This is a genomic window from Rhodoferax sp. UBA5149, assembly GCF_002413825.1.
Lineage (GTDB): Bacteria > Pseudomonadota > Gammaproteobacteria > Burkholderiales > Burkholderiaceae_C > Rhodoferax.
Genome location: NZ_DHXT01000152.1, coordinates 1 through 23,334, shown reverse-complemented (window position 1 = coordinate 23,334; position 23,334 = coordinate 1). Strand labels below are relative to the sequence as shown.

The 23,334-nt window shown below is 59.6% G+C and carries 16 protein-coding genes and 2 tRNA genes; 5 read left to right on the top strand and 13 right to left on the bottom strand.

Annotated features, from left to right (window positions below; genetic code table 11):
- From B3V69_RS13265 to B3V69_RS13255, 3 genes are all read right to left on the bottom strand, one after another.
- Positions 1-1,817: sigma-70 family RNA polymerase sigma factor (locus tag B3V69_RS13265; RefSeq protein WP_296447268.1), on the bottom strand; the 1,817-nt coding region annotated here is incomplete at its 3' end.
- Positions 1,818-2,116: 299 nt separating this feature from the next.
- A complete protein-coding gene (gene dnaG / locus B3V69_RS13260) occupies positions 2,117-3,991 on the bottom strand; it encodes a DNA primase (RefSeq protein ID WP_296447265.1) in 1,875 nt (624 codons plus the stop codon).
- Between the two features lie 81 nt (positions 3,992-4,072).
- On the bottom strand, positions 4,073-4,831 hold the full coding sequence (locus tag B3V69_RS13255; protein ID WP_296447263.1) for a 3-hydroxyacyl-CoA dehydrogenase: 759 nt from the start codon (positions 4,829-4,831) through the stop codon (positions 4,073-4,075).
- Positions 4,832-4,967: 136 nt separating this feature from the next.
- On the opposite strand from B3V69_RS13255, the gene B3V69_RS13250 reads away from it, so the two are divergent.
- From B3V69_RS13250 to rimO, 3 genes are all read left to right on the top strand, one after another.
- Positions 4,968-5,044 (top strand) — tRNA-Val (locus B3V69_RS13250).
- Positions 5,045-5,169: 125 nt separating this feature from the next.
- Entirely contained in the window at positions 5,170-5,703 is a 534-nt protein-coding gene (phaR, locus tag B3V69_RS13245; protein ID WP_296447261.1) for a polyhydroxyalkanoate synthesis repressor PhaR, read from the top strand.
- A 28-nt stretch (positions 5,704-5,731) separates the two neighbouring features.
- On the top strand, positions 5,732-7,126 hold the full coding sequence (rimO, locus tag B3V69_RS13240) for a 30S ribosomal protein S12 methylthiotransferase RimO (RefSeq protein WP_296447259.1): 1,395 nt from the start codon (positions 5,732-5,734) through the stop codon (positions 7,124-7,126).
- A 122-nt stretch (positions 7,127-7,248) separates the two neighbouring features.
- Here rimO and B3V69_RS13235 read toward each other — a convergent pair.
- A tRNA-Leu gene (locus B3V69_RS13235) sits at positions 7,249-7,333 on the bottom strand.
- A 50-nt stretch (positions 7,334-7,383) separates the two neighbouring features.
- Between B3V69_RS13235 and rnr the strand changes: the two genes are divergently transcribed.
- Together rnr and B3V69_RS13225 are read left to right on the top strand one after the other, a co-directional pair.
- Positions 7,384-9,660 carry a ribonuclease R gene (gene rnr / locus B3V69_RS13230; protein ID WP_296447257.1) on the top strand — a complete coding sequence of 759 codons (2,277 nt, stop codon included), beginning with the start codon at positions 7,384-7,386 and terminating at the stop codon, positions 9,658-9,660.
- 35 nt (positions 9,661-9,695) lie between these two features.
- On the top strand, positions 9,696-10,451 hold the full coding sequence (locus B3V69_RS13225) for an SDR family oxidoreductase (protein WP_296447256.1): 756 nt from the start codon (positions 9,696-9,698) through the stop codon (positions 10,449-10,451).
- 33 nt (positions 10,452-10,484) lie between these two features.
- Here the strand turns inward: B3V69_RS13225 and B3V69_RS13220 are convergent, their stop codons facing one another.
- The 9 genes from B3V69_RS13220 to B3V69_RS13180 all read right to left on the bottom strand — a co-directional run bounded on the left by B3V69_RS13220 (position 10,485) and on the right by B3V69_RS13180 (position 23,205).
- Positions 10,485-11,831 carry an HD domain-containing phosphohydrolase gene (locus B3V69_RS13220; RefSeq protein WP_296447253.1) on the bottom strand — a complete coding sequence of 449 codons (1,347 nt, stop codon included), beginning with the start codon at positions 11,829-11,831 and terminating at the stop codon, positions 10,485-10,487.
- 59 nt (positions 11,832-11,890) lie between these two features.
- On the bottom strand, positions 11,891-12,733 hold the full coding sequence (locus B3V69_RS13215; RefSeq protein ID WP_296447251.1) for an HDOD domain-containing protein: 843 nt from the start codon (positions 12,731-12,733) through the stop codon (positions 11,891-11,893).
- Complete coding sequence (locus tag B3V69_RS13210) at positions 12,730-13,062, bottom strand: hypothetical protein (protein WP_296447249.1); 333 nt, start codon at positions 13,060-13,062, stop codon at positions 12,730-12,732. The genes B3V69_RS13215 and B3V69_RS13210 overlap by 4 nt, the downstream gene beginning before the upstream one ends.
- Positions 13,059-17,015 carry an EAL domain-containing protein gene (locus tag B3V69_RS13205; protein WP_296447248.1) on the bottom strand — a complete coding sequence of 1,319 codons (3,957 nt, stop codon included), beginning with the start codon at positions 17,013-17,015 and terminating at the stop codon, positions 13,059-13,061. Before B3V69_RS13205 ends, B3V69_RS13210 begins: the two co-directional genes overlap by 4 nt.
- A gap of 248 nt (positions 17,016-17,263) precedes the next feature.
- Positions 17,264-18,721 carry an NAD(P)H-hydrate dehydratase gene (locus B3V69_RS13200; RefSeq protein WP_296447246.1) on the bottom strand — a complete coding sequence of 486 codons (1,458 nt, stop codon included), beginning with the start codon at positions 18,719-18,721 and terminating at the stop codon, positions 17,264-17,266.
- A 5-nt stretch (positions 18,722-18,726) separates the two neighbouring features.
- Positions 18,727-19,614 (bottom strand): MBL fold metallo-hydrolase, encoded by an 888-nt coding sequence (locus B3V69_RS13195; RefSeq protein WP_296447244.1) that lies wholly within the window; start codon positions 19,612-19,614, stop codon positions 18,727-18,729.
- Positions 19,615-19,623: 9 nt separating this feature from the next.
- Complete coding sequence (locus B3V69_RS13190) at positions 19,624-20,466, bottom strand: HDOD domain-containing protein (protein WP_296447241.1); 843 nt, start codon at positions 20,464-20,466, stop codon at positions 19,624-19,626.
- A 39-nt stretch (positions 20,467-20,505) separates the two neighbouring features.
- Entirely contained in the window at positions 20,506-21,759 is a 1,254-nt protein-coding gene (locus B3V69_RS13185; protein ID WP_296447239.1) for a D-amino acid dehydrogenase, read from the bottom strand.
- A 117-nt stretch (positions 21,760-21,876) separates the two neighbouring features.
- On the bottom strand, positions 21,877-23,205 hold the full coding sequence (locus B3V69_RS13180) for an amidase (protein ID WP_296447237.1): 1,329 nt from the start codon (positions 23,203-23,205) through the stop codon (positions 21,877-21,879).
- Positions 23,206-23,334 lie beyond the last annotated feature (129 nt).

The following is a 23,334-nucleotide window of genomic DNA, read 5'->3' as shown; positions in this document are numbered from 1 at the left end:
TAGGTCGAGAACTTGTAGCCGCGACGGTATTCGAATTTGTCCACGGCTTTCATCAAACCGATATTGCCTTCCTGGATCAAGTCCAGGAATTGCAGACCGCGGTTGGTGTACTTCTTGGCGATCGAGATGACCAGGCGCAAGTTGGCCTCGATCATTTCTTTCTTGGCCGCGCGCGACGAATACTCGCCTTCGTTCATGCGTTTGTTGATGTCCTTGAGCTGGTCCAGCGGCACCACCACGCGGGATTGCAGATCGGTCAGCTTTTGCTGCAGGTCCTGCACCGGCGGGATGTTGCGTCCCATGACCGCGCTCCAGGGCTTGCCGGCGGCGGTTTGTTTCTCGATCCATTTCAGGTTCAGCAACTGGCTGGCAACCTTGTTGCCATGCTTGTCGCGACCACTGAAGTCGGCAATAAAGTTTTCTTGCGGGTAGCCGCATTTGTCGACGATGATGCGGCGCAGTTCGCGCTCTTTCTTGCGGACATCATCGACCTGGGCGCGCACCATGTCACACAATTTTTCAATCGCTTTGGCGGTGAACCGGATGGACATCAGCTCTTCGGACAAGGCTTTCTGCGTCTTGATGTAGCTCGGCGTGCCGTAACCTTCCTTGTCATAGATCTTGTGAACTTTTTCAAACAGTTCACGCAGCCGGTCGAAGCGGCTGAGCGCCTCGCGCTTGAGTTCTTCCAGTTTTTTCGTCAGCGCCTTGGAGCCACCCTTGCCGTCGTCATCATCGGCGGCGTCGAATTCATCAAAATCTTCCTCGGCCACATAGTCATCGGCTTCATTGGGGTTGGAGAAACCGTCCACCACGGTGGTGATGACGATCTTGCCTTCACGGATGTCTTCGCCCAGGCGCAGGATTTCGGCAATGGTGGCGGGGGAGGCCGAGATCGCTTCCATCATGGCCATCAAGCCGCCTTCGATGCGCTTGGCAATTTCGATTTCGCCTTCGCGCGTCAGCAGCTCTACCGTGCCCATTTCGCGCATGTACATGCGCACCGGGTCGGTGGTGCGGCCGAACTCGCTGTCCACCGTGGAAAGGGCCGCCTCGGCTTCTTCCTCGGCTTCTTCCTCGGTCGCGGCGGTCGAGACATTGTTGTTGAGCAGCAGCGTCTCGGCGTCCGGCGTTTGCTCATAAACCGCCACACCCATGTCGTTGAGCATCGAGATCACGACCTCAAGCGTTTCGGCATCCACCAGCTTGTCGGGCAGGTGATCCGAAATCTCGCCGTGCGTCAGGTAACCGCGTGTCTTGCCCAGCTTGATCAGTGCCTTGAGACGCAGGCGGCGCTTGGCGATGTCTTCTTCGGACAGCACCGTTTCGTCGAGGCCAAACTCTTTCATCAGCGCGCGCTCTTTGGCCTTGCTGATCTTCATGCGCAGGGGTTTGACCTTTTCGCCTGTGACTACCGGTTCGCCCACCAGATCGGCTTCGATATCGGACATGTCCATGTCGTCCCCGCCGCCGGACGCGGTCGCATTCTTGGGCTTACGGCCCCGCTTGGCCCCGGTTTTTGGTGCTGCGTCGGCATCGGCGGACGCGGCTTTGGGCGGTCGCCCCGGTTTCTTCTTGACAATAACTTCGACGGCCGCAGCGGTGGGGGCGGTTTTCTTCAATTCAACTGGCGCTTTGGCGGGAGACTTGGATGCGGGCACTGTTTTGACTCTCAATTCGGGCTTCTTGATAACGGTCTTGGCCGCCACTTTGTCCAGAGCCTTGGGAGGCGTGGACCTGGAAACCGGTTTGGCGGCAACCTTGGTGGCGGGCTTTGCAGCGGACTGGACAGGCTTCTTGGACTTTTGAACAGGCATGTAAAACCTCAGAATTTCAAAAACAAACAGAGTGAACAGGCGCCGCAATCGACCGACGCAATTTTTGTGACAGAGGAAAAAATCCTCAGTGGCAAGATGTGAGGGCGAACATTTGGTGTGCAGTCCTTGCGGTAGGTTAGCCGGTCGTGAACAGTGTCATCGTTTGGCTGGGCCCGGAGGTGCTGCTGTCGCTCTTGCCGAAAATCAACCTTGGATTATACCTTGGGTTTTCAAAAAATCAATTTCTGACGACTGAGCTCTCAAGTTGGGCCATGCCTGGCCATTTCAAGCTTACGGTGTCAATCAGCCTGCGACAGTGCAGCTTCCAGTTGCAGTCTGCGAGACTGAAGCTCGCGGTAGAGGACGAGGGCGGTGGGATCGGCTTTGGAGGCTGCGATGGCCTCGGTTTGTTGGATTTTGATTCGCTCGACCAGCATGCGGTTGAGGAGATTGCGCAGTTCGGCGGCAGATTCGTCCGCTTCTTCAAGGTCACCGAGTTCGTGATCGGCCATGAGTCGAAGGGCGAGTTCTTCGCCTTCGTGCCCTCGCAGGCCCTCCCGCAAGGCCACCCAGGGTTGCGGGCCGTGTTCATGCAGCTCGCTTTCCAGCCAGACGAACAGGGGGCCGTGCGGCTCAGGTAGCTCGCACAGCATGGCGTGGTCTTCGGCCGACAAGACTTCGAGCGCTGCCATGTCGCCCAGCAAAAGCCGGGTGGCATGATCGGCTCGGCTGGCTGGCAGCGTGCGACCACCCAAACGCGGGCGAGGCTCAAATTTTTTACGAGAATTTGGCTTGTAGCCCTCGTATTCATTACCTATTACGCTATTATTTTGATAGCGTTTTGATTTTTCGGTGCTGTGGCTGACTGGCTTGGGTGTCCACAGATCGGTTAATTCGCGGCTGGCCAGTTGCACCGTGTCGGCAATTTCGCTCAACAACTGCATCTTGAGGGCGCCATCGGGTAGCAGCATCCATAAGGGCTTGACGTTGCTGGCCATGTGTGATCGCCCTTCCGCGGTGTTCAGGTCACAGCCTTCACGGGCGGCATCAATCAAGAAGCGGCTTAGCGGGACGGCTTCGCTCACATAGCGTGCAAAGGCCTCTTTGCCGAATTCACGAATGAAACTGTCGGGGTCGTGCTCTGCGGGTAAAAACAGGAATTTAACGCTGCGCACATCGGTGGCAAAGGGCAGGGCGGCGTCTAGCGCCTTGCGCGCCGCGCGCCGCCCCGCCGCGTCGCCATCGAAGCTGAACACCACGGAATCGGTAAAACGAAACAGCTTTTGCACATGTTCCGCCGTGCAGGCGGTTCCCAGCGTGGCCACCGCGTTGGGGAAGCCGAGTTGGGCCAGCGCCACCACATCCATGTAGCCCTCGGTCACCAGGGCATAGCCATGCTCGCGCAGAGCGTTGCGGGCTTCAAACAGGCCATACAGTTCGCGGCCTTTGCTGAACACGGGTGTTTCAGGCGAATTGAGGTATTTGGGTTTTTCATCTCCCAGCACGCGCCCGCCAAACCCAATGCACTCGCCTTTGACATTGCGGATGGGAAACATGATGCGGTCGCGAAAGCGGTCGTAGCGCTTCTCGTCCTCGCCTTCCTCGGCGTTCAGGATCACCAGGCCGCTTTCCACCAGCAGCGGCTCGTCGTAGCTGGGGAAGACGCTGGCCAGGCTGCGCCAGCCTTCGGGCGCATAACCCAGCCCATACTGGCGAGCCACTTCACCCGACAGGCCACGCCCTTTGAGGTAGTCCACCGCCTTAGGCGAGTGTTTTAGTTGTTTCTTGTAGGCTTCGCCGGCTTTCTCAAGCACGTCAGACAGCGTGACCTGTTTTTCCCGCTGTTCGGCGGCGCGCGCGCGGTCTTGCGGTGAGGCTTCGTCCTCGGGCACCTGCAGGCCGTACTGCTGGGCCAGGTCTTTCACCGCCTCCACAAAGGTCATGCCCGCGTGGTCCATCAGGAAGCTGATGGCATTGCCGTTCTTGCCGCAGCCAAAGCAGTGGTAGAACTGCTTGGCCGGGCTGACCGAGAACGAAGGCGATTTCTCCCCGTGAAAGGGGCACAGGCCCATGAAGTTGGCGCCGCCTTTTTTGAGCTGGACATAGCGACCCACGATCTCCACCACGTCAGCGCGTGACAGCAGCTCCTGAATGAAGGTCTGGGGAATGGACATGGGGTGATTGTAGAAACCCGAAGACTCAGCCTGGGCTCAGTCGTCGATCACATGCGCTCAGACCGGGGATCAGCGAAACCTCTATCGCGGGGCCAGGCGAATGGCGCCGTCGAGGCGGATCACTTCGCCATTGAGCATGTCGTTCTCGAAAATGTGCTGTGCCAGTTTGGCGTAGTCCTGCGGCGTGCCCAGGCGTGAGGGGAACGGCACGCTGGCGGCCAGTGAGTCCTGCACTTCCTTGGGCATGCCGAACATCATGGGCGTGCCGAAAATGCCAGGGGCGATGGTCATGTTGCGAATGCCGTTGCGAGCCAGATCGCGCGCGATCGGCAGCGTCATGCCGACGATGCCGCCTTTGGAAGCGCTGTAGGCCGCTTGGCCAATCTGGCCGTCGTAGGCGGCCACCGACGCGGTGGAGATCATCACGCCGCGCTCACCGGTGGCTTCGGGTTCGTTCTTGCACATGGCGTCAGCCGCCAGGCGAATCATGTTGAAGCTGCCCACCAGGTTGACGGTGATGCATTTGGTGAACACGCCGAGGTTGTGCGCGCCGTTCTTGCCCACGGTTTTTTCGGCCGGTGCAATGCCCGCGCAGTTGACCAGCCCCATGAGTTTGCCCATGGACACGGCCTTGGCAACCACCGCCTGGCCGTCCGCTTCGTTGCTCACGTCGCACTTGACAAATGCGCCGCCAATTTCCCTGGCAATGGCCTCGCCTTTTTCCGCCTGCATGTCGGCGATGACGACTGTGCCGCCCTTGGCCGCCAGCATGCGGGCTGTGCCTTCGCCCAAACCCGATGCGCCGCCCGTGACGATGAATACTTTGCCTGCGATGTCCATGTAAAACTCCAATAAAAAGCAATTGACGTTGACGTAAACGTCAATTATCGCGTATCCATTTCAATTCGATAATTCTTTTGCCTTGAAATGAGGATACGAAGATTGCTGCTATAATTTTTAGCTTCGGATAGTATTTAGGCGCATAGCTCAGCTGGTTAGAGCACCACCTTGACATGGTGGGGGTCGTTGGTTCGAGTCCAATTGCGCCTACCAAATTTCTATTTTGTTTTTCACGCATCCTCAGGGTAAACCTTGGGGCGTTGCGATGGGACACTCTTTAAAATGTGTTGCAGTGCAATACAGTTAAATCAGACTTGGTCTGAGCCAGAGGGATTCCCATGCAAAACAAGAAAACCGCTGAGACAAAAGTCAGCCAGCGCGTTATAAAAAAATACCCTAACCGGCGGCTTTACGACACTGACACGTCGAGTTACATCACGCTGGCAGAGGTCAAACAGCTGGTGATGGACAGTGAGCCCTTCGTGGTGCGCGATGTCAAAACCGGCGACGACCTGACCCGCAGCATCCTGCTTCAAATCATTCTTGAAGAAGAGGCCAATGGATCTCCCATGTTTACCGCGCCAGTACTGGCCAGTGTGATCCGGTTTTATGGACACACCATGCAGGGATTCATGGGCGGATACCTGGAGAAAAACATGCAGTCATTGGCGGATTTTCAGACCAAATTCGGAGAGCAGTCCAAAGGATTGACGCCGGAAATGTGGACGCAGTTCATGGCCCTGCAATCTCCCGTGCTGCAAGGCATGTTGGGCGGTAATCTGGAACAGTCCAAGAACATGTTGGCAAAAATGCAGGAACAGATGCAAAAACAAACCGGCCAGATGCTGGGCGCTTTTGGGATCAAACGCTGACCAGGGCGAATGCTGGGACAATGGACACATGAGCGAAGTTATTACAAAAAGCAACACTGCACCCAAAGTCGGTTTCGTCAGCCTCGGTTGTGCCAAGGCACTGACAGATTCCGAACTGATCCTCACACAACTGAGTGCCGAGGGGTATCAAACCTCCAAAACTTTCCAGGGTGCCGATCTGGTCATCGTCAACACCTGCGGCTTCATCGACGATGCGGTCAAGGAGAGCCTGGACACCATCGGCGAGGCATTGGCAGCCAATGGCAAGGTGATCGTCACCGGATGCCTGGGCGCCAAAGCAGCAGAGGGTGGGGGCAACCTGGTCAGGAAAATGCACCCCAGCGTGCTGGCCGTTACCGGCCCGCAGGCGACGCAGGAGGTGATGGATGCCGTGCATGCCAACTTGCCCAAGCCGCACGACCCCTTTATCGACCTCGTGCCCAATGCATTCGGTGTGGCGGGTATCAAGCTCACGCCCCGGCATTACGCCTACATCAAGATCAGCGAAGGCTGCAACCACCGCTGCACGTTTTGCATCATCCCGTCCATGCGGGGAGATCTCGTGTCGCGGCCCATTGGGGACGTGCTGAAGGAGGCGCGTGCGCTATTTGAAGGTGGCGTCAAGGAGTTGCTGGTGATCAGCCAGGACACCTCTGCCTATGGCGTTGATGTCAAGTACCGCACCGGATTCTGGGACGGCAAGCCGATCAAGACCCGTATGCTGGAATTGGTGCGGGCACTGGGCGAGATGGCAGAGCCTTATGGCGCCTGGGTGCGCTTGCATTACGTCTACCCGTACCCGAGTGTGGACGAGGTGATTCCCTTGATGGCCACAGGCAAAGTGCTTCCTTATCTGGATGTGCCGCTGCAGCATAGCCACCCCGATGTACTCAAGCGCATGAAGCGCCCAGCCAGTGGTGAGAAGAACCTGGAGCGTATCCAGCAATGGCGCGCGGCCTGCCCCGACATTGTGGTGCGCAGTACTTTCATTGCGGGCTTCCCAGGCGAGACCGAAGAAGAGTTTTCTCATCTGCTGGATTTCATGCGTGAAGCCCAAATCGACCGCGCCGGCTGCTTTGCCTACAGCCCGGTGCAGGGTGCTGCTGCCAACGACCTTCCCGGTATGTTGCCGATCGAGTTGCGGGAAGAACGGCGGGCCCGTTTCATGGCGGTTGCCGAGGCCGTTTCGGCGGCCAAGCTGCAACAACGCATAGGTGCCACCATGCAGGTGTTGGTGGATTCAGCGCCTGGCTTGGGCAAAAAAGGTGGTGTGGGTCGGTCCTATGCCGACGCGCCTGAGATTGATGGCGTGGTAAAGCTGCTGCCACCTGAAAAAATAAGCAAGACGCTAAAGGTTGGTGAGTTCACCAAGGCCCGCATTGTGGGCGCACAGGGGCACGATCTCGTGGCGCAGCCGTTTTAAAAAAAACGCTTGAGTTATTTCAGAACAACAAAAAAGCTGCTGGAAGTCCAAGGACTCTCAGCAGCTTGTTTGCAAAAAAAGACCGGGAACCTTTATTAAAGATTCCCGGAATTCATTTATATTGGTGCCCGGAAGAGGACTCGAACCTCCACACCTTTCGGCACACGGACCTGAACCGTGCGCGTCTACCAATTCCGCCATCCGGGCATTTCAGGAAAGAGAGTTATTGTATCAAGAATATTAGCCAAACCAGCGGCTTGCTGGATGAAGTTGAAGGAACAGTTCAAGGTCACCGCGATGGCCATGGGTTTGTGTCCCGTGATGACGGTCAATCCGACATCTATTTGCCTCCCAACGAAATGCGCGCGGTACTGCACAAAGACCGCGTCAAGATTCGTATTGTGCGCAGTGATCGCAAGGGTCGGCCCGAGGGGCGCGTGGTTGAAATCATCGAGCGCTTAAATCAACCCATCATCGGCCGCCTGTTGCAGGAAAGCGGTATCTGGATCGTCGTCCCGGAAGATAAATGCTACGGGCAGGATATCTTGATTCCCAAAGCCGCAACCGGCCTGGCCAAACCGGGCCAGGTTGTTGTTGTTGAGTTGACGGAGCCGCCGTCCTTGTACGGTCAGCCGGTCGGACGCGTCAAAGAGATACTGGGCGAGATTGATGATCCGGGTATGGAGATTGAAATCGCCGTGCGCAAATACAGCGTGCCGCATGAGTTCTCTGACGCCTGTATTGCCCTGGCCCGCACGTTGCCCGACAAGGTACGCCCGCAAGACAAGAAGCACCGTGTTGATTTGACGGACGTGTCACTGGTGACCATCGATGGCGAAGACGCCCGCGATTTCGATGATGCGGTGTATTGTGAGCCGACCAAAATCGGTAAAGGGAAATCCGCCGCCAAGGGCTGGCGTTTGCTGGTCGCCATTGCCGACGTCAGCCACTACGTGGAAACCGGTTCGGCCATTGACGTGGACGCCTACGACCGGGCCACCAGCGTGTACTTTCCACGCCGCGTCATTCCGATGCTGCCCGAGAAGTTGTCCAACGGGCTGTGTTCGCTCAATCCGGAAGTCGAACGGCTGTGCATGGTGTGCGACATGATGGTGAGCGAGGACGGCGAGGTGTCGGCTTACCAGTTTTATCCGGCGGTGATGTGGAGTCACGCCCGGTTCACCTACACGGAAGTCGCGGCGATTCTGGCCAACACACGGGGTCCCGAGGCGCTCAAACACAACGATCGGGTGGCGGATTTGATGAATCTGCACGATGTGTACCAAGCGCTGCTGAAATCACGTGTGCGCCGCGGTGCCGTGGATTTCGAGACTGTTGAGACTCAGATCATTTGCGACGAAAGCGGGCGCATCGAGAAAATCGTGGCGCGCACCCGCAATGACGCGCACAAGCTGATTGAAGAGGCCATGCTGGCGGCGAATGTCTGCAGCGCAGATTACATTGCCCAGAGCAAGCACGCCGGTTTGTTTCGGGTGCATGAGGGTCCCACAGCAGAAAAAATCGAAATTCTTCGCAATTACCTCAAAGTCACTGGCTTGGGCTTGTCTATCAGTGACGATCCTTCTCCTGGCGAATTTCAGGCCATTGCCGCAGCGACCAAAGACCGCCCGGACGCGCAGCAGATTCATTCCATGTTGTTGCGCTCCATGCAGCAGGCCATCTACACGCCGGTCAACAACGGCCACTTCGGCTTGGCGTTTGATGCGTACACCCATTTCACCAGCCCGATTCGGCGTTACCCGGATCTGCTGGTGCACCGTGTCATCAAGGCGATTCTGGCCAAGTCCAAATACCAACTGCCAGTGTTGCCCACGCCCGGCGAAGCCCATGCCAAGCTGTCGCGCCGACTTGAAAAAGGACTGGCCGCGCGCGTGGCTGAGCCAGGGCAAAAGCCCAAGAAATTGAGCCCCGAAACCCAGGCCTGGCAAGCCGCTGGCCTGCATTGCAGCGCCAATGAACGCCGCGCTGACGAGGCCAGTCGCGATGTGGAGGCCTGGCTCAAGTGCAAGTACATGCGTGAGCACCTTGGCGAAGAGTACGGTGGCGTGGTCAGTTCAGTGACAAGCTTCGGAATCTTCGTCACGCTGGATGCCATGTATGTTGAAGGACTGGTGCACATCACCGAACTGGGTGGCGAGTACTTTCGTTTTGATGAAGCACGCCAGGAGCTCCGTGGCGAGCGCAGCGGCATGCGCTACGCCATTGGCTCCCGTGTGCGGGTGCAGGTCAGCCGCGTTGATCTGGATGGCCGCCGGATTGATTTCCGCTTGGTTCATGAGGGGGAAGGACTGGGCCCCCGTGTGGTGAAAGACAAAGGGTCACTGCGTGAGGGCGGTGGTCACGCCGATCTCGATGATGACCCGGGCCGTACTTCTGCCAAGCGCCCGACACGGCAAATGTCAGAACCATTGGCACGGACTCCAAAATCCTCAATTCATTCCGTGAAGGCGGGCGCCCGGCAGGCCACCGCCAAGAACAAGGACAAAGGGAATAAATCACGCCGTCGCTCCTGATGTGATCGACCGTCCTTTTCAGTAAATAAATAGACATGACTTCAACTTCAAAAGTCGCCATCGTGACGGGTGCCGGAACGGGTATTGGCAAAGCGGTGGTTCTTGCTCTTCTCGACAATGGCTATCGGGTCGTGCTGGCAGGTCGGCGTCCCGGGCCTCTGGCCGAAGTGATTATGCTCAGCGGCGTGCCAGAACGGGCGCTGGCTGTGCCCACCGATGTGTCCGATCCGGATTCCGTGAAGGCACTGTTCGAGGCCACCGTGACCAGGTTCGGCCGGTTGGATGTGCTGTTCAACAATGCAGGCGTCAGCGCGCCGGGCATTCCCCTGGAAGACCTGACGCTGGCCCAATGGAAAAACGTGGTGGACATCAACCTCACCGGCATGTTTCTGTGCATCCAGCAGGCGTTTCGGGTGATGAAGGCGCAGACGCCGCGTGGCGGGCGCATCATCAACAACGGTTCCATTTCCGCCACAACGCCGCGCCCCAACTCGATTGCCTACACGTCGACCAAACACGCGGTGAAGGGACTGACCAAAGCCGCCTCTCTCGATGGCCGCAAGTACGATATTGCGGTGGGGCAGATCGATGTTGGTAACGCCGCTACCGAGATGGCCCAGCGCATGGCCACGGGCATTCCGCAGGCCAATGGTGAAGTTGCCATTGAGCCTTTGATGGATGTGAATATCGTGGGTCAATCCGTGTTGTACATGGCCAGTCTGCCACTGGAGGCGAACGTGATGTTTCACACCGTGATGGCGACCAAGATGCCATTTGCCGGCCGCGGTTAAGCATGCCGGGTCGACGGTTCTGAGGACGTGTCCTCAGGTTTTTCGCCCTTGGAGAATGTAGGCGATCAGCTGCATGCCGCCTGATTTTTCAAAGTTGATGATCCGGCTGATGATGCGCGCGTCGAGTACATGGTCCGCTGACAACATCAACAAGCCATTGGGCGTGATGAGGTCGCGCGATAGCACCATGCCGACTTGCAGGTCACGGGCGATCACCGCCATTTCACTGATGCGCTCTTTCTCGGCTTCCTCCCGCGATGCGCCACCGAGCACCTCGACGAATGCCGTCACCACATTGGGGTCGTAGCGTTTGCAGCTGCTATGGACGATGATGATCCTGGCTTCTTCCGGGGTGAGATGGCGCTGTGTCAAAGTGCCAATTTGCATATTGTCGAAATCGCTGGCCAGCGTCAAAATCCGTGCCCCGATCGGTATTTTGTCTTCCGCCAGCCGTTCCGGAAAACCGGTGCCATCGAATCGCTCAAACTGTGCGCTGATGATCTCTGAGGCGCCTCTTAAATCTTGCAGCGGCAGCAGCAGTTGCTCGGCCTGCACCGCGTGCTTGCGGTAGGCATCCATCTGGGGTGGTTTCATCATGGCCACGGGTGTGCTGAGCAATTCGTCGGCAAAGCCTACTTTTCCAATTTCGTGCAGCAGGCCGGCGACAAAGATTTCCTGCACTTGTTTGCTGTCGAGCTGAAGTTTTTGTGCGATGCGCCGTGACAGGTCTGCGACGCGACGGGAGTGCCCGGACAGGTTGCCGCCGCGCATTTCGATCAGCGTGGAGAACACCTTGATCGAGGTGACGAAGCTGGTCTTGAGCTTCTCGTTGGCACTCTGCAGCGAATCATTGGCCACACTGAGCTGGGCGGTACGTGCCTCGACCTTGGCCTCCAGACTGGCGTTGAGCGCCTTGAGTTCCTCATTCTGGCGAATGCTCAGGGCTTCGAGTCGTTTCTTTTCCAGCTCCAGGGCTTTGCGCTCAAGCGCCTGGCGCACGATCAGCACGATGTCGTTGTCGTCCCACGGCTTGGTGATGTAGCGGTAGATCTCGCCACGGTTGATGGCTTCGATGACGGAGGTGATGTCCGAATAGCCGGTGAGCAACAGGCGCACCGTGTCCGGCCAGCGGCTGCGGACCTGCTCCAGGAACTGTGCGCCGTCCATCTCTGGCATGCGCATATCGGAGATCACCAAGTCCACGGTTTCGGTCTCCAGCAGCGTCAATCCGGCTTTGCCGCCTTCTGCGATGCGCACCTGGAAACCCTTGGTACGAAACAAACGCCGCAGTGAGGACAGGATGTTGGGCTCATCGTCCACGCACAGAATCGTGGGCAATTTCGTCTCGCCGGTGTCTGTTACTGGATTGGGCTCGGTCATGCTTGGTTTGCTCTATTTGCCGCTGCCAACTGGTAGGGTTTGATCATGCGCTTTATCCCTTATGTGTTTAAAACGAGATTTGCACCCGCAAATTGTTTCTCGGCATTTTCAAACACCTCCTGCAGTGCTTTTTCATCCAGTCCGAGTTGCTTCCACAGACCCGTGGGTACCGACGGCACCAGGTCATCGTGGTCCATGGACAAGTCCAGGGCGTGCGCAATGGCGTCCGCTGCCATGACGACCACTGACAGTGACGGCAGGCCATGGATGGTGAGCGCATGGTGACTGGCCACCGCCTGCTGCATGGCCTCGGGAAACTTCCAGTGCCGTGTGAGCAACTGACCCGCCAGCACATGGTCGACGCCCAGTACGGCGTGCTCAGCGTCGAGCAGGCTGCAATCAAGCTGGGCCCGGTGCGCCATGGTGGCCTCGTAATGGGGCTGGAACTGGGTCACCAGTACCAGTCGGCCAATGTCGTGCAAGAGGCCCGCGGTGTAGGCGTGTTCCGGATTGAGATGAACGTGGACGGCCAGTTCCCTGGCGCAAACGGCCGCTGCAATGGCATGCCGCCAGAACGGGGTGACATTGAAGCTGCTGTGCGGGCTCCCGGCAAAGGCGCCGATCAGCGCGGCGGTGGTGGCCAGGCTGCGAACGGTTCTGAATCCCAGGATGAGGATGGCCTCCTGGATCGTGGTGACCTGATTTGCCATGCCGTAGAAAGAGGAATTGGCCAGTCGCAACGTCCTGGCTGTCAGCGCCTGGTCTTGCGCGATCTTTTGGGCCAGCGCATCAATGTTCACATCGTCCTGGCCAATACTCGCCAGCAACTCCATGACCACGGTCGGCAAGGACGGCAGGTTGTGAATATGTTGCAGAATTTCGTCAGGCAAGATCGTGTTCATGACGGTTCAGACCCTCGGTAACGGCTCATGATATCCAGCAGATAGCGATCATCCGCGCTGTTGCCGATATGCCGGAACAATCGCGCCAGGCGTTCTTGGTGATACTGACGCAGCGCGGTTTTCTGGGCTTGGAGGTCAACCGTGGGCGACTGGGGATCAAGCACCCAGAGTTCCGTGACCTGGCGTCGGCGCAGGGTGGAAATAGTGGCGTCGCTCAGTTTGCTACCCTGCACCATCAATACTTGGCCCTGTGTGTCCAGCAGGGTGCGCGCCAGCGTCATGCCCGCCTCGGCGCGAGCCAGCGTCAGATGAAGTTCCTGGTGGCTCATGAATTCGGCCCAACCTTGTTCAATGTCACGATCTTGCCGCGGGATCGCGAGCTGGCGCCCATGCTGTTCCACTCGACCCGGTAGTGGGTGGAATCAATCAGCAGCTCGCAAGGCACCCCTTCGATCGCCGCGGCAATGGCCGCATCGATGGCCGGCAGGACGTAGGCCAACTCCTCCCCCTCGAGCGGCCCTGCGCGTGCGAACAGGCGCTGTGCGGCTGCATTGACAAAGGCCATCAAACCTTCGTCGTCCACGCCAATCACCGGCAGGGGAATGTGTTGCAAGGCTTCGCGCGCGATCGCCAGACTGGTTTCGTCGCGTTCGATCTGGTGGCGCGTCTTCTGCAGCACGTCACCGAGTTGCCGGTTGGCTGCCACCAGCTCCTGATTCGTGGTTCGGATCTTGACGTCGAGCTGCCGATTTTCTTCCAGCAGTTCCGTGTACTCAAAAGCCTTGTGGATTTGCTCACGAAGTTGCTCATCCTCCCAAGGTTTGGTGAGAAAACGGTAGACCGCCCCTTCGTTGATCGCGTCGGTCACGGATTGCAGCTCCGTGTAACCCGACAGGACGATGCGGATGGTGTCGGGGTAGGCGATTTTGGCGGCGCGCAGGAACTCCACGCCGGTCATGCCCGGCATGCGCTGGTCGGAGATGATGATGTCGACCTTGTGCTTGGAGAGCACTTCCAGACCTTCAGCCCCGCTGTTGGCGGTCAGGATGAGATGCCCGTCCCGCCGGAACAGGCGCTTGAGGGCGGCCACGATATTGGGCTCGTCATCGACCAGCAGCAGGGTGCGTTGCGGCTTTTGCAGGCGCAGCAGATGGGGCGGCAATTGGCGGCCTTCGGTGAACAGTTCTTCGATGGCCTGGGCGGAGATGGGTTTGGAGAAGTAATAGCCCTGAATTTCATCACAACCGCTGGTGCGCATGATCTCGCACTGGGCTTCGGTTTCCACGCCTTCGGCGATGACCTTCAGACCCAGACCATGGGCCATGGAGACGATCACCTTCACGATCACGTTGTCACTCTGGCTGGTGGTAATGTCACGCACAAAGGACTGGTCGATCTTGACTTTGTCAAAGGGAAAGCGCTTGAGGTAACTCAGGGACGAGTAACCCGTGCCAAAGTCGTCCAGTGAGAGTTTCACGCCCAGGTCCTTGAGCTCCCTGAGCATGGCCTCGCTGCGGTGAACATCATCCATCAGCGCAGACTCGGTGACTTCCAGATAAACCAGACGGGGATCGATCTGGCGACTGGAGAGGGCGCTTTTCACTTGCGCAATCAAGTCGGGATCGCGAAACTGCAGCGGTGAGACGTTGACGGCCACGTGCGGGACCTGGATGCCCTTGTCCAGCCAGGTGCGAATGTCGCGACAGGCCCGTCGTAAAACCCAGTCGCCAAGGCCTTTGATCAGGCCAGATTCTTCGGCCAGTGGAATGAATTGGACCGGCGAGATCGCCCCCAGCTCGGGGTGCTGCCAGCGCAGCAGCGCCTCCAGACCGCTGATCTGTCCGGTTTGCAAATCCACCAGTGGCTGGTAAACCAGTTGCAGTTGGTCGAGCGCGGCCGCATTGCGCAAGGCGTTGACCAGGTGCTCGCGCGCGAGCACCTGCTGGAACATCTCGTCGCTGTAGAACTGGAAGGTGCCGCGCCCATTGGCCTGGGCGCGGTGCATGGCAATCTCCACGGCCTTGAACAGCGAGTCGAAATCGCGTCCGTTGTCGGGGTAACTCGCGATACCGATGGAGGCGGTCAGGGTCAGCTCGTGACTGCCGAGCTGATAGGGCTGGGCCAGTTTGCTCAGCAGCCCGGTGGCCAGGTGCGCCGCGCCGCTCGCAGGCGTGCCCGGCAGCACCAGAACAAATTCCTTGCCGCCCAAGCGTGCCACGGTGTCCTGGTCGCGCACCGCGTCGCTGAGCCGCTTGGCCATTGCGATCAGCAGCTCGTCGCCCATTTCATGGCCCAGGGTGTCGTTGATGGCCTTGAAGTGGTCAATGCCCATCAGCATCATGGTCACGGGTTCGTTGGCACGCTGCGCCATGCTGATGCAGTGCGTGGTTCGGTCCCGCAGCAGCGTGCGATTCGGCAGGCCGGTGAGGGCGTCGAAATGCGATAGCCATTGAATGCGGTTTTCCGCCGCCTTGGCATTGCTCAGGTCGCTGAAGTTGCCGAGGTAGTGCGTGATCTGCCCTTGCTCGTCGCGCAGGGCCGAGATCGTCATCCACTCGGGGAACACCGTGCCGTCCTTGCGTCGGTCCCAGATTTCGCCGACCCAGCAGTCTTTGCTGTTGATGTCGTTCCACATGGCCTGGTAGAAGGCCTGGTCGTGGCGCCCGGAGGAAAGCACACGCGGGTTCTTTCCCAGCATCTCGGCCTCGGTGTAGCCGGTGATTTCAGTGAAGGCATGGTTGACCATGATGATGTTGCAGTTGGCATCGGTCATGGTGATGCCTTCGCGGCTTTGTTCCAATACCTGCGCGGCGAGTTGGAGCTGCGTTTGTTGCGCTTTGCGCACGCTGATGTCAGCAATCACGCAGACCAGGATGCGCCCCGCCCCGTTGGCATCAAGGAAACTGCGACACGTCAGATGCCCCCAGAACTGGGTTTGGTCGGCGCGCCAATAGACGCGATCCAGATCCACCGAGGGGATGGCGCCGCTCAGCAAGGCAAGCGTGTTCTGTCGCGCCACCTCGCGCTCTGACGGGTGCACCATGGCGAAGTATTCGCTCCCCACCAGCGTCTCCAGCGTGCTGCCGAACATCTCGACCATGCGCTGGTTGGCTTGTGTGATGCGTCCGCCGCGATCGATTAAAAAGATCGCGACGCTGGCCGTGTCAAAAATCTGTTTGAGCAAAGTCTCGCGGTGATTCAGGGTGAGCAGCAAGCGGTTGAAGCCGCCAATCAGTTGGCCGATTTCGTCTTGGCTGGTGATGGGCAGGACTTGCAGGGCTTGCTCGGTAGCCGACAGGGTGGCCAGTGTTTTGACGGTGGAGTCCAGCGGTGACAGCTGGCGTCGCAGCATCCACCAGGTCAACGCCCCCGCCAGCAGCGTGAGCAAAAGCGTGGCCAGCAGCAGGCGCTGCTGCATGGCGTCAATGGGCGCAAAGGCTTCTGCCGTGGACAGCTGCACAGCCACGTACCAGCCCGCCACTGGAACGCTTTTGACGGATGACAGCACTTCCACGCCGCGGGGGTCGATGAAAATATCAGTCCCTTCATGGCCCCGCTCGTAGCGGTCCAGTATCGGGCTGACACCGGGCGCCGGGAGCGCTGCCATGATGCGGCTTTTGATGGAGGAGGTGACCACCAGCCCGTACTGCGGTGCGTTCAGAAAATAACCGCCGCTCTGGCCAAAACTGCCCTCCGAAATCCGGTTCAGGAAATTAGCCACAGCCAGATTGGTCGCGCCGGACAGTGCACCGATTATTTTGCCTTGCGCATCGCGAATGGGCGTGGCCATGGCGATCAGCGGAACCCGCAACGTGCGGCCCATGATCGGCCGGCCGATCATCGTTTTACCCTCTTTGAGCGCACCGATGATGTGATCCCGGTCCATGTAATTGGTGCCGATCCGTCCCGCCGAGCGCGGCACTTCGGCGATAACGGTGCCATCAGGATCAAGGACGATGACCCCCGCGTTGAACGCGCCTTCAAGAACCGGGCGCTCTTCCAGGAACTTCTGCAGGGTTGCGCTATTGCCCAAAATGGCCGGGCTCAGTGTTTGGGCAACCTTTTCCAGCCCCCGCAAGCGGTCTTGCAACCCTTGATTAACTTCGGCCGCGATGAAAGAAGTGCTCGAGAACTGCTGCTTGCTCAACAGGTCTTGCATGTCATGGTGGAGCGTGCGGCTGGCGTAGAACGCCAGCGCCCAGACGCTGAGCACGAAAATGGTCAGCGTGAAGAGGGTGATTCTGGTCTTGAGCGAGCGCGACTGAAAGAGATTCAAGTTCATACAGATTCGCTCGGTGATGCCTCTGTTCTATCGGGGTTGATGCAGCTTCAAGGGTTTCCTACCCGCGTAAGGATAGTGCATCTGACGAGGTTGATCGGGCCTGTTCGCGCCAGGTCGGCAGCAGCATTCGCACCGAGGCTACACCTTTGCTGGAAATTGACTGAAATATTGAGAGAGATCATCCAATCTACCTTTTATACAAAATCAGCCTCTAGCCCTCATGCAGGCTGCGCGATACGCTATTATTTTTATAGTAAACGAGACAGGGTTCCAGCCGTCAAGGACGGATCGTTTTGCCAGCGGTCGGCGGCAAGACCATGCTGGTAGACGGCGTGGCACGCGGCCTCAAAGGCGTCGAGTCCGCCAGCCAGGCGTGCCCCCACCATGCCGGCCAGCACATCGCCCGTGCCGGCCGTGGCCAATCTGGCGTTGCCGGTGGGGTTGATGACTGGCGTGTGCCCGGGCGCCGCGATGACCGTGCCGGAACCTTTGAGCACCACGGTGCAGGCAAAGCGCTGTACCAGTTGCTGCGCGGCCGCCATGCGGTTCTGTTGCACCTGGGCGGCGGTGCTGCCCAGCAGGCGGGCAGCTTCCAGTGGATGAGGGGTGAGTACGGTGGCCGCAAGGCGCCTGGACCGCGCGCTCAACAAGGCTTGGAGTTGAGTGTCGTTTGCTATTGTATTGATAGCGTCTGCATCAATAACCAGGAGGGCGGACGTCGATAATATCTTGAGAAGCGGCGCGTGGACCGCATCGCCGCCACCGCAACCACAGACCACCGTCATGGCATGCAAGTCCAGCGCATTGACGGCTCTGAACATCAGCTCGGGCTGGTCCGTGTTCACGCTCAGGGTGCCGCCGTCAAGCAGGCCGACAAAGACCCGGCCCGCGCCCGCGTGCAAGGCGGCGGACGCGGCCAGCAGGGCCGCGCCGGTCATGCCCGGAGCGCCGCCAACCACGGCCACATCGCCGAAGCTGCCTTTGTGCGAGGCATGCAGGCGTGCCGCCGCCATCGGCGCGCCTGCCAGCCAGGCGGTGGGCGCGACGGCCTGCGCTTGGGCGGCGCTGCCATGATCGGCTGCCAGATCGTCCAGCCACACGGTGCCGACGGCGTCACGCCCATGGGCCGTGAACAAGCCGGGTTTGAGGGTGAGCAGGCTCAAGGTGTGTTGGGCCTTGACGCTGGGCTGCGCCGCAACGCCGGTGTCGGCCTGCAGCCCGGTCGGTATATCCACGGCCAGCACGGCGGCGGGGCCCGCGTTGATTCTTTCGATCCACTCGGCCATGCGGCCCTCAGGCGCACGCGTGTCGGCACCCACGCCCAGCAGCGCGTCGATGCACAAATCGTAGTCGTGCGGCGGTGTGTCGGCGAAGGTGACGCCGGCAGCGACGGCGCGCTGGTACGACGCGGCCGCGTCGGGCGGCGCTTTGTCGGGGCTGCCGAGCCAGGTCACCACAGGAGATTTGCCCCAGCGCTGCAGGTGCATGGCGGCTTCCAGCCCGTCGCCGCCGTTGTTGCCGGGGCCGCAGGCAATCCAGATGCACCGCGCGTGCGGCGCCATCGCCAGCGCCAGCTGCGCCACGGCGAGGCCGGCACGCTGCATCAGGGTATGGGAGGGCAGCGCCGCCTGGGCGGCGTGTTCGATGCGGCGGGTGGCATCGACGCTGTACAAGGCCTGACGTGAGCGGAAATCAATTTTCAGCATAAAGCCTAGAACTCGTAGGTTTCGCCCTCGCGGGCCAGCCGATAGTCGGGGCCCCCGGCTTGCGCTGGGTTGTCGATCAACACTTGCCGGAATACCGCCTCCAGCGCGTCGTCAGTGCGAGTGGGCTCGTGATGCGTACAAAACAAGACCTTGGCCCCGGCATCTTGGGCGTATTGGATGCTGGACTTGAAGGTGCCGTGACCCCAACCCTTTTTGGCCAGGTACTCCTGCTCGGTGTAGGAACAGTCGGCGATCAGCACATCCACGCCCCGCATGGCGCGCCGGATGCTATCGGCTTTTTCATCGACGAAGCTTTGGTACTCGGCGTACCCCTCGTCACCCGGCTCATAAATGTTCTGGGGCGGCTCATGGTCGCCGGTGAAGAAAACCGATTTGCCGTTGGCTTCAATCCGGTAGCCAAAATCAATGACCGGATGGTTCATCAGATAGGGTGTGACCGTGGCGCAGCCGATCTGGATGCTTTGTTCCGGCGCCAGCGTGACGTATTCAATGCGTGCTTTCATCTCGGCTTCACGCACCGGAAAATAGCTGTATTGCAGCTGCACCGACATGACCTGCTCCACGCCTTTGCCGGACACCGGGTCAAACGCACCATGCAGCCGCAACAGGTTGCCGGGGATGAAGTTGGGGATGAAAAAAGGCAAGCCTTGAATGTGATCCCAGTGCGAGTGGGAGATCAGCACATTGGCCGTCACCGGCAACTCGGCCAGCAGCGTCTGGGACAGGGGAAAGATGCCGGTACCGGCGTCGATGATGATCAGCTCGTTGTTGTCGGTGCGAATCTCAATGCAGGTGGTGTTGCCGCCATAGCGCACGGTGTTCGGGCCGGGTGACGCAATGGAACCCCGCACACCCCAAAATCTGACTTTCATGCGCTGCCCTCAAATCTTTGAAAATATTTTAGCGTCCTCAAACACCGGTGTCAGGTCGCCCAACGAGGCAATGACTTCGTCCAGCGTGCCGCCCAGGCGTTTGGCTATGGTGGGCGGGAGTTCTTCAACGCAGCGGTTGCCCGCAAAGCCGAATTCCAGCTTTTTGCTGATCTGGTTGGCGGCAAAGACGCAGGCAATCATGGGCGTATCCATCAGCTCCGGGCTGTACTGGTGACGAATGGTCTCAATCAGGTCCGAGGGGAAACGCCATTTTTCCACCAGCATCGCACCGACCACGGCATGGTCCGCGCCAATGACGTCGCGCAGGGCCAGATGCAGCGAGGTTTCATTCCATTGGCTGGTTTCCAGGGCCCGGCGAAACTCCTGCGGCATGAACTGCGCAAACACCACTTTGCCAAAGTCGTGCAGCAGGCCGGCCATGAAGCAATCCATTGGGTCGGCACCGTCGACCCGCAGCGCCAGTTGCTTGGCAATGCTGGCGGTGGCCAGCGAGTGAACCAGGTACTGTTCGCCGTCAAAGCCCGCGGCATTGTCGGCCGGCAGCATGCCGATGGCGGCAATGCTCAAGGCCAGGTTTTTGATGGTGTTAAAGCCCAGATACACCACCGCATGGTTGATCGAGGTGATCTGCTTGGGCAGGCTGTAGTAGGCGGAGTTGACGACCCGCAGCACCTTGACCGCGACCACCGGGTCCTTGTCGATGACCTGCACCAGATCCTTGGGCGAGCAATTGACGTCCCGCGTCAGCTCCAGGATTTTCTGGACGCTCTTGGGAAATGCGGGCATGCCGTCAACCGCGGCGGCCAGTTTTTGGGAGAGTTCGGGGCTCATGGCGTCAATTGTCTGTCAACACCCTATTGTGTCAACACATTAGGCACGAAGCCGTTCGACGCCGAACCCGGTGACATCGAGGTCCGGCGTTCTGCCCCCGATCAGGTCGGCCACGGCTCTGGCCGAGCCGCAACTTAAGCCCCAGCCGCTGGAGCCATGCCCCAGGTTCAGCCAAAGTCCTGCGATGCCGCTACGACCAAGGAGGGGTGGCCCGTCCGGCAGCATGGGGCGTGCGCCTTTCCATTCCTGCACGCCATGGGACAAGTTGGCGGCGCCGGGAAACCAGTCGTGTAACACCTTGTAAAGAGTTTGCAGGGTGCTGCCGCGTTTTTTGTTGAGTGAACCGCCGAGTTCGGCGCTGCCTGCCACCCGCACGCGGTTGCCCAGGCGCGAAATGGCGACCTTGTAGCGCTCGTCCATGACGGCACTGCGGGGCGCGTTGAGTGGCTCGCGAATGGTCGCGCTGACCGAGTAGCCGTAAACGGCTGCCAGCGGAATCTTCAAGCCTAAAGCGCCCAACAGCTGGGCCGAGTCCAGGCCGGCGCACATCACCGCGGCGTCATAGTGGCGTGCTGTGGTTTCGCCGGCAATGCCAAGCGCCACCCCGGCGGACGGCTGCACCTGCGTCACGGTGGTGTTGAAGGAAAATTTAACGCCCAGTCGTTGCGCCTCGTTTTTCAGCAAGAGGGCAAATTGACGGCAGTTTCCCACTTCGTCGTCCGGCAAATAAACGGCGCCGAAAAATGCCGTGTCGGGATTGAGCGCGGACTCAATTTTGCGCGCATCCACCGGGCTGAGCTCCTGGAATGCCACGCCCGCATCACGCAGCACCTGCAGACCAGGCTGCACCATTTTGTTGTCCCTTTCGGACCGCAGCAGCACCATGTAGCCGTCGCTGCGTTCGTATTCCAGCTTCAGATTGGCCGTGATCTGGTGCAGCCGCTCGCGGCTGTAAAACGCCAGCTGTTGCAGGTGGGCCCGGTGGGCCAGATAGATGTCAAGTTGGCAGGCGCGATACCAGCGCCACATCCAGGCCAGCTCGCGCGCCGAGAGCGGCAGCCCCACTTTGACCGGTGCGTAGCGGCTGAACAAGTGCTGAAACACCTTGGTCGGCATACCGGGTGCGGCCCAGGGCGTGATGTAGCCCGGCGCGACGAGGCCGGCATTGGCAAAACTGGCTTCCTCGGCGGCGGCCCCGCGCCGCTCCAACACGGTGACTTCGTGTCCGTCACAGGCCAACTCGTAGGCCGTGGTGACGCCGATGATGCCGGCGCCAATGACTGCAATCTTCATGAATCCCTTTTTTTTCTTATAAACCTTGCGGGACAGACCGCAACGAAGCGGAGCTCTGTCCTCAATTGATTAAGTGTAATCGGCCTCTAGCCCCCGTGAAATATGCGCGAGCAGCTATTATTTTTGTAGTAACTGCTCGATTTGAAGCGCTATGTTGAGCACCGGGTCGTCACGCATCGCGCCCGCCCAGACCATCAAACCAACGGGCAACTCGTCCGGTGCATGGCAGGGGAGGGACATAGCACAGCCATCGAGCATATTGATCACACTGGTGTTTCGCAGCAACAGGGCGTTGACGCGAAAGAAGGCGTCGTCGCGCTCGGGCCCCGGTGCGACTTCCGCAATGGGTGGCGCCACCATGGGTACGGTGGGCGACAAAAAGGCATCAAAGCCCTGCATGGCCGCGTCCATTCTCTCAATCCAGCTGCGCCGGGCAGCCTGAAGCGCAAGGTAATCGCAAGCGCTCATTGCCGCACCCCGCTGGATGCGGGCGGCGACGCGAGGGTCGTAGTCTTGGCCTCTGCGTGCCAGCAAATCGCGGTGCCAGGCGTAGCTCTCAGCGGCCGAAAAGCCGCCGGTGGCCTGGATTTGGGACAGTTCATTGATCTCGGACAGCGCGATTTCCTCGATGCGGGCGCCCGCATCGCGCAGGGTTGTCAGCGTGCGCTGCCAGGCGCGGCACACCGTGGCGTCCAGTCCGTCGAGCATCAGCGTGTTGGCGACGCCCAGGCGGTAGGCGCCAAGCGGTGCCAGGCTGCGTGTTACCCGTCGCCGGGCCAATAGCTCGTGAGCCAATATCGCGTCGGGTACGGATCGGGTGAGGGCGCAGACCGTGTCCATCGTGCTGGACAGGGGCAGTGCGCCGTCGGTCGGAACTAGCCTGGCCGTACTTTTGAAGCCGACGATGCCGTTGAGGGCTGCCGGAATGCGGATCGAGCCGCCCGTGTCCGACCCCAGACCGATGAAGGCGGCGCCCGTTGCCACGGAGACGGCAGCGCCCGACGAAGACCCGCCGGGAATGCGGGGCACGTCGATCGCGCTCGAATTGGCGGGGGTGCCAAAGTGCGGATTGACGCCAACGCCCGAAAACGCAAATTCAACCATGTTGGTGCGTCCGATAAAGGCGGCACCCGCGCGTCGCAAGCGGGCGACGGCCGGACTGTCCTGCGTTGCTGGTGGGGCGCCGCTGAGCACGACCGAGCCGGCGCTGGTGGTTTGCCCGGCGACGTCGAACAAGTCTTTGACGGATACCGCCAGGCCCGCCAGCGGCTTTTCCAGGATGTCCGCGGAGCTGGCGACGGCGCGGGCTTCGTCAAACGTGGTTTTGAGAAAAACATGCTTGCAGCGCGTTGATTGCGCCGCATCGATGGCCCGCTCAATTTCTGCCACCGGGTTGGTGTGGCCGCTGCGCAGCGCCTGGAGCGTCGTGGTGAGGTCTTGGGGCATGAAGGCGAAGATGGGGATGTTATAATTTTCGGCTTTACTGGGTAGTCAGGTGACTACTCGGTAAAAAATCAGCAAACCAGTTTCATCAAGGTGTTGCGGCTTTTTTCAGGCGGTTTTTAGAACCGCCTG